At 69.6% G+C, this 9,943-nt stretch carries 10 protein-coding genes and 1 riboswitch; of the genes, 4 read left to right on the top strand and 6 right to left on the bottom strand.

Annotated elements, in window-relative coordinates; all coding sequences use genetic code 11:
- Positions 1 to 20: 20 nt before the first annotated feature.
- A riboswitch (cyclic di-GMP riboswitch) is annotated at positions 21 to 111 on the bottom strand.
- A 132-nt stretch (positions 112 to 243) separates the two neighbouring features.
- The 3 genes from AC1DU6_RS00265 to AC1DU6_RS00275 are packed head-to-tail and all read right to left on the bottom strand — an operon-like array spanning position 244 to position 2,974.
- Positions 244 to 1,695 carry a hypothetical protein gene (locus tag AC1DU6_RS00265; RefSeq protein ID WP_457322860.1) on the bottom strand — a complete coding sequence of 484 codons (1,452 nt, stop codon included), beginning with the start codon at positions 1,693 to 1,695 and terminating at the stop codon, positions 244 to 246.
- Positions 1,695 to 2,582: an ABC transporter ATP-binding protein gene (locus tag AC1DU6_RS00270; protein WP_056191604.1), complete on the bottom strand. Its 888-nt coding sequence runs from the start codon at positions 2,580 to 2,582 to the stop codon at positions 1,695 to 1,697. Before AC1DU6_RS00270 ends, AC1DU6_RS00265 begins: the two co-directional genes overlap by 1 nt.
- Positions 2,579 to 2,974, bottom strand: coding sequence for a GntR family transcriptional regulator (locus tag AC1DU6_RS00275; protein ID WP_477855776.1), 396 nt, complete (start codon positions 2,972 to 2,974; stop codon positions 2,579 to 2,581). Before AC1DU6_RS00275 ends, AC1DU6_RS00270 begins: the two co-directional genes overlap by 4 nt.
- 146 nt (positions 2,975 to 3,120) lie before the next feature.
- On the opposite strand from AC1DU6_RS00275, the gene AC1DU6_RS00280 reads away from it, so the two are divergent.
- A complete protein-coding gene (locus AC1DU6_RS00280; protein ID WP_457322861.1) occupies positions 3,121 to 3,540 on the top strand; it encodes a hypothetical protein in 420 nt (139 codons plus the stop codon).
- On the opposite strand, the gene AC1DU6_RS00285 is transcribed toward AC1DU6_RS00280, so the two are convergent.
- The gene (locus AC1DU6_RS00285; protein WP_457351338.1) at positions 3,537 to 6,863 is read right to left on the bottom strand and encodes a P-loop NTPase fold protein; all 3,327 of its coding nucleotides are present in this window, start codon (positions 6,861 to 6,863) and stop codon (positions 3,537 to 3,539) included. The genes AC1DU6_RS00280 and AC1DU6_RS00285 overlap by 4 nt on opposite strands.
- Before the next feature lie 133 nt (positions 6,864 to 6,996).
- Here AC1DU6_RS00285 and AC1DU6_RS00290 point away from each other — a divergent pair, with 133 nt between their 5' ends.
- The 3 genes from AC1DU6_RS00290 to AC1DU6_RS00300 all read left to right on the top strand — a co-directional run bounded on the left by AC1DU6_RS00290 (position 6,997) and on the right by AC1DU6_RS00300 (position 8,438).
- A complete protein-coding gene (locus tag AC1DU6_RS00290) occupies positions 6,997 to 7,419 on the top strand; it encodes a copper chaperone PCu(A)C (protein ID WP_477855778.1) in 423 nt (140 codons plus the stop codon).
- Between the two features lie 3 nt (positions 7,420 to 7,422).
- On the top strand, positions 7,423 to 7,827 hold the full coding sequence (locus AC1DU6_RS00295; protein WP_477855780.1) for a DUF1801 domain-containing protein: 405 nt from the start codon (positions 7,423 to 7,425) through the stop codon (positions 7,825 to 7,827).
- Between the two features lie 68 nt (positions 7,828 to 7,895).
- Positions 7,896 to 8,438 (top strand): hypothetical protein, encoded by a 543-nt coding sequence (locus AC1DU6_RS00300; protein WP_477855782.1) that lies wholly within the window; start codon positions 7,896 to 7,898, stop codon positions 8,436 to 8,438.
- A 5-nt stretch (positions 8,439 to 8,443) separates the two neighbouring features.
- On the opposite strand, the gene AC1DU6_RS00305 is transcribed toward AC1DU6_RS00300, so the two are convergent.
- A complete protein-coding gene (locus AC1DU6_RS00305; protein WP_477855784.1) occupies positions 8,444 to 9,340 on the bottom strand; it encodes an alpha/beta fold hydrolase in 897 nt (298 codons plus the stop codon).
- Between the two features lie 6 nt (positions 9,341 to 9,346).
- A partial coding sequence (locus AC1DU6_RS00310; RefSeq protein ID WP_056191611.1) for an ATP-dependent Clp protease proteolytic subunit occupies positions 9,347 to 9,943 on the bottom strand: 597 nt, incomplete at its 5' end.

Consider the following 9,943-nt stretch of genomic DNA (forward strand, 5'->3'; position numbering starts at 1 on the left):
CGGACATGTCCTTGTCCGCCCAGGGCGGCCCCGCTGTCTTTTGCTCCTGTCAGAGCACGAAGACCGGTGGCTTTGCGTCCCCGCCTTTCGACGGGTTTGCCGACTGCATGGGACGCAGTGTGCGGATGTAAGCCGTGTTTTGTCCGTGCGTCAGTTCACGAACCGAGACCCCCGCCCGGCGAGCGGCGCGAGGCCCGCGACGAGCGGTTTTTGAAGCTTGCGGCGGGCTTGCGCCGAGCGTTTTCAGCTCAAGCGACCGGCCGGCAAGGCCGTTGGCGCAGCGCTCAGCGTGCGCCAGCGCCATGCGCCCAGCGCGGCGCTGAGCGCAACACTGATGCCTGCCAGCAGAGGCAGCGGCGCGCCCAGATCCTTTTGCAGCAGGAACATGCCCCAGCCCATCAGCATGAAGGCCAGGATGGGCACGACGGTGGTCCAGGCCGTGGGCGACTTCATGCGCGAAGGCGCGCGCAGCAGCCAGCCGGTGCTCAGTGGCAGGGCGCCAAAGGCCAGGCACAGCAGTGCGGCATTGTTCGCGGCCCAGGCCAGCAGGCCCAGGCCGGCGGTCGTCAGCGCCCAGGCAACCAGGGCGTGGCGCAACTGCATCAGCGCAACCGCGCGGTTCAGCGCCTCTCCCTGCGGCAGGCCTGGCAGCAGCCGCATCAGGGCCTGTTCGCGGCGGCTGTGCCAGAGCATGTTGGGCAGGGTGAAGCAAGGGTTGAAGCCGATGCTCGCCAGGCCGATGGCCATGCCGTAGGCGCCTTTGGTCCAGTTGTCCTGCAGGCCCTGGCCGGCCAGCGCAAACGCGATGAAGAAGCTCAGCGCGGCGATGCCCACGGCCATCACGGCGCCCAGGCTCTGGTGCAGCCAGTGCTGCCGGCCATGCAGCACGATCTCGGCGCGGCGCATGGCGCTCTGGCCCGTCGGTTCGGCCTGCGCGACGACATGGCGCTGCCAGGCCGACACGGCGAGCGCAAAAGGCTGGCTCAGCCATTCGCCCACCCGGCCGAAGGCGGCGGCACCGGCGTATTTGCCCTGCATGCTGTCCTCGGCGGCGCGGCGCATGCGGCCCAGGCGGGCATAGGCCTCGGCGTGGGCCGCGTCGCCCCTGCCGAACAGCCGCGTGAGCGACCAGCCCAGGGCCAGCAGGCTCAGCGCGAGCACGGACAGCGGCTGGGCCAGCCACAGCTCGCGCAGCGCGGTGCCCAGAGGCGCCAGCCGCCGGTCCAGTCCGGTGCCGAAGAACAGCACCGGCCCGATGGAGATCACCAGCCAGAGCTGCCATTCGCGCGTCGCCCAGCCCATGAAGGCCAGCACGGCCGCGGCGCCCAGCAGCAGCAGGGCGAAGGAGGGCATCTGCGGCAGGCAAAGCCACAGCAGGGCTGCGCTGCCCAGYGACAAGCCGGCCCAGGCTGCGAGCGCGGACTCCAGCGTCTGGCGCAGATGGCCGGGCACGAAGCGCGCGGCATGAGGATGGTTCTGCTGCATGAGGCTGCCGATGATGGCCATCCACAGCGACATCAGCACCAGTGCCGCCGAAAGGGCCAGCATGGGCATCGCCAGCTGCGGCGCCAGGTAGACGCCCAGCGCCAGGCCCAGCACGGCGAGGGCGAACAGCGCCCGGCGGCCCCAGGGGGATTCGCGATCGCGCTGGCGCCAGAAGGCCAGCAGCAATTGGCTGTAGGGGGCGGCYTTCATCACGTCAGCTCCGCGAACAGGTCTTCGAGGTTGACGGCCTGTGCGTCCAGCGGCGCGCTCACGCCGGCCGGCAGCCGCGCCAGCACGCGCTCGCGGCCGGCCTCCAGCGGCGTGCGCTTGAGCGGCTGGGCGTTCAGCCGCGCGAACAGGCTAGCCAGTTCGGTGACGGTGCCGGTGAAGGCGCGCACCTGCTCCAGCAGCTCGTCCAGCGGCGCCTGCAGGGCGATGCGGCCGCCGCTCAGGAAAGCGAGGTTGAAGGCGACCCGCTCCAGGTCGGACAGGATGTGGGTGGAGAACACGACGGTCGTGCCGCGGTCCAGCACCTGGTCGACCAGCTCGCGCAGGAAGTCGCGCCGGCCGACGGGGTCAAGGCTGGCGACGGGCTCATCCAGCACCAGCAGGTCGGGGTCGTGGGCCAGCGCGCGGATGATGGACAGGCGCTGCTGCTGGCCGCCACTGAGCTTGCGTATGGGCTTGTCGCGGGCGATATCCCAGCGCGACAGCAGGCCCTCGACCCTGGACTCGTTCCAGCGCGGGTAGAAGCTCTTGAAGTAGGCCAGCAGTTGGGCCGCGGTGAAACTCTCGAACAGGTCGCTCTGCTGGGGCACATAGCCGATGCGGGCGCGCGCCGCGTCATCCAGCCGCGCGGCGTCCTGGCCGAACAGCTGCACGCGGCCCTGCTGCGGTTCACGCAGGCCCAGCAGCGTCTCCAGCAGCGTCGTCTTGCCGCAGCCGTTGCGGCCCAGCAGGCCGACCACCTGGCCCGGCTGCAACGTCCAGTCCAGCGCCTTCAGCACGGCCTCGCCCTTGGGATAGGCGAGGCTGACGCCAGCGAGTTCGGCGGTGGCGGTGTCGGAGTGGGGAAAGTGGGCGGAGGAGGCAGTCATGCTTGCGTCTCGTCGAGGATGGTTTTGAACAGCTGCAGGGCCTGGGTCTTGGGGAGCTCCAGTTGCCGCGCTTCGGCGGCCGCCTTCTCCAGCGTCGGCCGCAGCAGCTCGACGCGGTCGGCAGTGGGTTGGGCGCGCTGGTGCTGCGCCGCCACCACCATCKACAGCCCCCGGCGGCGCTCCAACACGCCGTCGGACTCCAGCAGGGAATAGGCCTTGGAGATGGTCATGGGGTGCACGGCCAGGGCCTGGGCCAGCTCGCGCACCGAGGGGATCTCGTCGCCGGCCTTGAGCTGCCCGGCCGCGACGCGCCGCTTCACCTGCTCGATGAGCTGGCGGTAGATGGGCTCGGGCGAGCCGGTGTTGATGTGGACGAAATGGGTGGGATCCATCGTTAACTGCCTACGTGTATCAGTACGATAGTACACGTGGACAGCGGCTGTCAAGCCCTGTGCTGAGGGTGGGCGGCATCTGCTTCCCACCGCGGCCAACCCCTCTGTCACCTCACGAAGAGCATCGAGGAGATGGCGAAAGAAACGTGAAGCGGCTGCTGGAATTGAGCGGCATCTGTCAGTCGCAGCAGAAGGCCTGGGCGGGTGTTTGGCCGAGCTGTGACCGTCACGCCTTAGCGCACAACGGTAAGGCTTTGTTGAGCCCGGTTGACGCTGCAGGGATTGCTCACAGCGCGGTGGCCCTGGATGGCCGGGTGCAGGCAGCGCGAGGCGCGCATGCTGGCCCTTCTGCAGCGGGAGGCTGCGGCGCGAACCCAGGCCTTCAACATTTGCTCAAGCCGCCCAGCCTGCTGATGAGCGCCCTGTTGACCGATGACAAGATCAAGTTCAGCTCGGGCCGCGCCCAGCCCGCCGAGCAGGCGGGCCCAGCCCGCGCTGCAATGGGATGGGTACACGCAGACGGGCTTGCCTTGCTGTTGTCGGGCAGCGTGCCCGCCCTCTCCTAGCGCTGCCAGGTGTGCCAGGCATGCCCCGAAGCCAGCGAGTAGCGGGCCACCTCCTGCGGCTCACGCGCAAATGCGCCCACGGTGTGCAGGATGCCGATGGATGCCAGCAGCTCGGCGGTCTGCCGCCAGGCGTCGGTCACGCGCAGGGGTTCGTCATTGGGCGGCACGCGCGCCTTCAGGGCGTCGATCAGGCGCATGCCGCCGTTGTCGAAAGGCGTGGTCCCTTCATGGATGCCGCGCAACAGTTCGTTGGCGACGAGCGGGCGGCCGAACAGGATGGCCAGCATCACGAGGCAGGTGGTGGAGCGGCGACCGCTTTCGAAGGCATCGAGTTCGTCGGCCGACTTGCTCGCCTTGATGACGCGATAGACGTTGACCAGCCGCTTGGTCAGGCGCGGCGTGCCAAGCAACGGCGCCAGGGACACGATGAGTTCGCGCTCCTGGGCGCCGATGGTGATGGCGCGGGCGGTTCGCGGCTGTTGCGGCGCGACGGCCGCGGCGGAGCCCTGCGGCACCGGTGGCTGCGGCGGCGTCGGGACTTCGGCAGAAGTGGGCGCAACGGGCAGCGACGACGCGTCGCTCGGGGCCAGGGGCGCCGCGGCCGCAGCGGGCGCGAGCCCGGCCGCCTCGGACGGCGTGGACAGGGCTTGCCCTGCCAGGGCGTCGACGTAGTCGCGCAGATGGGTGGCCCGCATCGGCGCCAGGGCGTAGGTGATCTGGAAGATCTTCTCCAGGTAGTTCTGCGGCGTCGATTCGCGCAGGCCGTCGGCGTCGGCCGCGTGGACCGTGCCCAGCAGTTCGCTGTAGTGCACCTCCAGCGCACGCGTCAGCCAGCGCGAATCCACCGCCACGACGACGACGAACAGGTCCAGCGCCAGCAGCAGGTGCACGGCCTCCAGCATGTTCACCACCTGCGCGGGGCGGCAGCGGTCGAGGTCGTCGACGTAGAGCACGATGCGGTCGATGGGCTTGATCTTCACGGCCCCGTCGGCCGGGGCGGCGGTGTCATCGCCGGCCCCCGGCGTCTCGGCCTTGCGGGCGGCTTCTTCGCGCAGGCGCTTCATGTAGAGCGACAGCTCGCTGAAGTCCTTGTGCACCAGCGAAATGATCCCCTGCTGGGAGCGGTAAGGGCTTGACTGCACGCGCTCCTGCAAGAAGCTGCCGAGCCGGTGCGCCGGGTCCAGCGCCACCTGCTGGTTCATCAACTCGGCCAGTTGCGCGCGGGCCACTTTCACCCGCTCTTCGTTGCTTTCCAGTTCGCGGCGCGCGCGCTCGAGCAGTTGCGCCTTCTCGGCGTCGCCCGCGCTGTCGGAGGCCTTCATGTCCTTCAGGCTGCGCTCGAACTCGGACTGGACATGGCCGAGTTGGTCGGCGAGCGCATCCACCTTGCCCTTGGCCAGCTTGAGCGGCGCGATGACCGCACCCACCAGGCCCGCCACCGTCGTGAGCACCTGGGACATATGCTGCTGCCAGGCCGACAGCCGGGCGGCGTCGATCAAAGACAGCCCAAGCCAGGCCAGGGCCAGGCAGGCCGTGACGGGCAAGCCGATGCGCCAGCCGGGCCGCTCGAGCAACGCGGCGCCAATCTGGCGCAGGCGCTGGCCGGACGCCAGCAGGTCGCGCGCGGCCTTGTCCACGTCGTTGATGGTCTGGATGGGAGCACGCCAGCCGGCCGCCAGCGCCAGCTTGTCGATGCGCTGCTTGACCTCCTTGCCGGCCACGTGGGTCAGGGCTAGCAGTTCCTGCCTGGCCTGCAGCTCCTTCTCGGCCTTGGCCAGCGCGATGCGCCCGGTCTCGACCTGGGCCTGCGCTTCGTGCACCGCACCGCGTGCCAGCGCGATCTGCTCACCCAGCTTGGCGCGGGCCTGTTCGGGGTCGATGTTCTCGTCCGTCGCCGACACCGTGCGCCAGATCTCGTCGAAGATGTTCGTGACGAGGCTGGCCCACAGGTTGGTGTCGGACGCATGCCAGGCGTTGAACTCGATCTGCACGACCGACGCATGCAGCTCGGGCCGTTTCTCTTCGAGCAGGCCGCCGATGTGGCGCTTGATCTGCTCGATGAAAAAGGACTTGCCTGAGCCCCAGTCGCCCAGCAGGCCGATGGACAGCGGTGGCTTGACGTCCTTGTCGAGGATGAGTCGCGCGAACGCAGCCGCCTCGGCGCCGATGCCCAGGCGGTCCTCGCCGACATCGTTCTCCACGGCATAGCCGGCACGCGGCTGCTGGGGCAGGGGCACGCCGGCCTCGCGCCACCACAAGGCCCAATCGCTCGGGGGGCGGCTCACGGTGTCGGCCACCACGTAGCGGTACCAGGCATCGCGCAACTGGTCCAGGGCGTCGCGCCCGCCGGCCACGGCGGGCAGCACGGCGTCATCCGGGCAGAGCAACGCCGCCGTGATAAGGTCACGGCCCCAGATCGTGCGGTACTCCGTGCTGCCCTCCATCGGCCGCTGGGCACGTGCAAGCTGCGTGCGCAGCTCGGGTGCCAGCGTCTCGCCGGGCAGCACCGTCGCAGAGGGCGGCGACAGCCCGGGCAGCGGGCCCATCAACTGCCGCAGGCGCTCGAAGGACTGCGAGCCGCTGTTCGCCTGCGCGCGTGCCACTTCCAGGATGTGTAGCGGCGTGATCGGGGCGCTCCCGGCCAGCGCGTGCGCCGTGCTCAGCACGTGGGCCACGTGGCTTTCCATGCGATTCAGATCGAGCTGCCCGTCTTCCGCAGGCGCGGTGGCGGCGACCTCGGGAGTGAAGGTAGAGCCGCTGGCAGGCTGCACGATCGGCGGCGAAAAGCCGTGGGGCCGTGCGGCTTGCAAGGCCTGGGCCCATTCGATGCGGTCGATGCCCAGGGATTGGAAGTCGGCGTCGTGGTAGCCCGGCGTGGCCAGCATGGCCATCAGCACGTCGGCGACGAAACCGGTGCCGGTCGCCGCGCCGCCCAGCTCGATAGCGCGTGTGGCCGAGGCGGAGAAGGACTCAGGCGTGGGCAGTTCCAGCGCGGGCTGGGCGGCCAGCGCGTCGTAGGCCGTGCGGCTTGACTTGGCCAGCCGCAGCAGCGCTTCCAGCGCCTGGCCCGTCGTCTCAAGCCGCTGGCGCAGCCAGCGCCCCGGGCCACCCTCCGTCAGCGACAAACCCAGCAGCAGCGACGCGAACGTGACCTGCGCGTCCTGCGTCCCTTCGTTGATACGGGCGGCCCGGCGCAACGCGTTCAGCAGTTCATCGCTGACCGCGACCTGCGGCCCGGAGCGAGCGCCGGGCGCGCGCAACTGGATCAGCGAATACGTCCCGGCCTCTTGGCCCGGGCCTGGCTCTGCAACGCGCATTTTCATGTCTTCTCCCTGTTTGGGCGCATGTTCTCCGCGGCCCTTGCCGGACGTCAATGCGTTTCCCGCAGCGGGCGCGCGCCGATCAGGGCGAACCCGAACTCGCCACAATGGGGGCCTTCCGTTTCAAGACCAAACCATGCGCCGCCTGCTCATCGCCTCCGCCCTGTTCGCCGCCTTCGCTGCCCAAGCCCAGAGCCCCTTGGTCAGGGTGGACGACCCCTGGGTGCGCGCCACCGTCGCGCCGCAGAAGGCCACCGGCGCCTTCATGCAGCTGACCTCGGCCAAGCCGGCCAAGGTCGTGGCGGCCAGCTCGCCAGTGGCGGCCATGGTCGAGATCCACGAAATGAAGATGGACGACGGCGTCATGAAGATGCGCGCCGTCGACGCGCTGCCGCTGCCCGCCGGCCAGGCCGTSGCGCTCAAGCCCGGCRGCTATCACGTCATGCTGATGGGCCTCAAGGGTCCGATCAAGGCCGGCGAGACCGTGCCGCTGACGCTGACCGTCGAGGGCGAGGACAAGCAGCGCACGACGGTCGAGATCAAGGCGCAGGCGCGCTGACGCATGGCGAAGATGTACATCGTTGATGCCGCCGACCCCGACGGCTATGTCGCCGCGCTCGGCGGCTGGCAACAGGCCCAGGTGGTGGCGCTGCGCGCGGCCGTGTTGGAGGCGGCGCCCGGCCTGGAGGAGAAGCTCAAGTGGGGCCACCTCGTCTACTTCAGCAACGGCCCGGTGCTGCTGATCCGCGCCGAGCCTGAGCGCGTGCTGTTCGGCTTCTGGCGCGGCAAGCGGTTGCTGCATCTGGAGCCGCGCATGCGCGGTGGCGGCAAGTTCGAGCTGCGCACGCTGGAACTGCAAGAGGACACGCCATTCGAGCGCGACACCGCGTTGGCCTTGGTGAACGCGGCCGTCGTGCTCAATGCCGAGCTGGGCAACCCGCAGCGGGCGAGCGTCGCGGGCCAGTGAAGCGGGCGTAAAGCCCGTTCAGTTCTGGCCAGGGTTGCCGATAGCCCATGATTACTCCGGAGTTGCCCATGGTCGCCGCCGTCAACACCCAAGCCCCGGCCAGTTCCCTGACTGGCGGCGCCTCCGTCGACCGCACCGAGCAGCCCGCCAAGGAGCTGGACAGCGGCAGCCAGCGGGCCGTGGTCGTCAATATCTCGGTAGAGGGCGCGAAGCGAGCCGGCACTGTCACTCAGGCCGCCCAGGCGGCGCCCAGTGCCCAGAGCCTGCCGGCGCGGCTGGATGATGGCAGCGACGTCCAGGTGACTTCACAGCAACTCCAGGCCAGCGCGCCCAAGGCGCCCCCGGCGGATGCCAGTGACGGCGGCGCAGGCGGTGCGGCGCCTGCCGGCAGCGAGACGCCCGCGGTCAGCACCAGCGCCACCCCGACGTACGAGCCGGCCGATACCGACGAGGATGGCACGGTCTCCCCCATGGAGCGGCAGGCCTACGAGGCCAAGCTGGCCGACGAGAAGGCCGCCGCCCAGGCGGAGAAAACCGCGCGCGCCGCCGAGGCCGACGCTGCGGTCAGGGCCTACGAGGCGGTCGAGCAGCTGGGCGGCGCCGAGGGCTGAGGCCCTCAGGCCCGGGCCGCATTGGCCGCGATTTCAGCGGCCAGCCGCGGCCACAGCACCTCCGGCAGGTCGTGGCCCCAGCCGGGAATGGTTTCCAGCCGAGCGCCGGGAATGCGCTTGGCCAGGTCATGCGCCGCGGCGACCGGGATCAGCGCGTCGTCCTCGCCGTGGACGATGAGGGTGGGCGCCGTGATGCGTGGCAGCCGCTCGGCGCGGTGCACATCGGCGGCGACGGCCACGATCTGGCGAGCGACTGCCTGAGGCCGGAAGGACCGCTTCACGCCGCTCGCGAGGCGTTCGCGCAACTGGCTGGGTTCGGGTGGGTAACCGGGGCTGCCGATGATGCCGTAGAGGCTGGCGTAGTGGTCGAGGATGTTCTCGAACTTCTGCTGCGGCGTCGTGGCCGGCCGCGGGCGCGACAGCAGCGCACGGCGCACCTTCAGGCTCTCCTTGGGCACGCTGCGGTCGCCACTGGTCGTCATCATCAGCGTCAGKCTCTTCAGGCGCTGGCCATGTGAAAAACCCAGATGCTGGGCCACCATGCCGCCCATGGACGCACCGCAGACATGGGCCTTGGCAATGCCCAGTGCGTCCATCACACCAACGGTGTCGCGCGCCAGGTCGCTGAGCTGGTAGGGGGCCTTCACCGGCAGCCGCAGCGTGTGCAGCAGGGCCGCCATCGGGATATTGGGCGTGCCGAGTTCATCGAAGGGCTGGCTCAGCCCGACGTCGCGGTTGTCGAAGCGGATGACGCGAAAGCCGCGGGCCACGAGCTCGTCCACAAAGCCCTCGGGCCAGGCGATGAGCTGCATGCCCAGGCCCATGATCAGCAGCAAGGGCTCGCCGTTGTCCGGGCCGTGGATGTCCACTTCGATCTGCACGCCGTTGGCCGAGACACGCATCGCGGGTCAGCCCAGGTCCACTTGGCGCTCGATGACGCGCGACACCAGGCCGTAGGCGATGGCCTCTTCCGTGCTCATCCAGAAGTCGCGCTCGATGTCTGAGCGCACGCGCTCCAGCGGCTGGCCGGTCTCGCGCGAGATCGTGGTGGCGAGGCGCTCGCGCGCGCGCAGGATCTCCTTGGCCTGGATGGCGATGTCGCTGGCCTGGCCGCCAGCGCCACCGGCAGGCTGGTGGATCATGAAACGCGTGTTGGGCAGCGCGAAGCGGCGCTCCTTGGGCACGGCGAGGTAGATGTGGGTGCCGGCGCTGGCCACCCAGCCGGTACCGATCACGTTCACCGGGGCGCGCACGAAGCGGATCATGTCGTGGATGGCGTCACCGCTCTCCACATGGCCGCCAGGGGAAGAGATCAGCAGCGTGATCGGTGCATCGGAGTCCTGCGACAGGGCCAGCAGCCGGCGGCAGGTGGCGTGCGCCATCTTGTCGTCGATCTCGCCAAAGATCATCACGAAGCGGCCCTTGAAGAGCAGCTGCTCTTCCATCTTCTCGGGGGCGTCTTTCTTGGCGGCCTTGTCTTCGGCGGCGAGGGTGTGGTGTTGCAT

The organism is Roseateles sp. P5_B10 (genome assembly GCF_056400485.1).

Coding starts and splice junctions, on each gene's coding strand:
- AC1DU6_RS00285 (WP_457351338.1), bottom strand. CDS start 6,863: ATGAAAATGCGCGTTGCAGAGCCAGGCCCGGGCCAAGAGGCCGGGACG.
- AC1DU6_RS00270 (WP_056191604.1), bottom strand. CDS start 2,582: ATGACTGCCTCCTCCGCCCACTTTCCCCACTCCGACACCGCCACCGCC.
- AC1DU6_RS00295 (WP_477855780.1), top strand. CDS start 7,423: ATGGCGAAGATGTACATCGTTGATGCCGCCGACCCCGACGGCTATGTC.
- AC1DU6_RS00300 (WP_477855782.1), top strand. CDS start 7,896: ATGGTCGCCGCCGTCAACACCCAAGCCCCGGCCAGTTCCCTGACTGGC.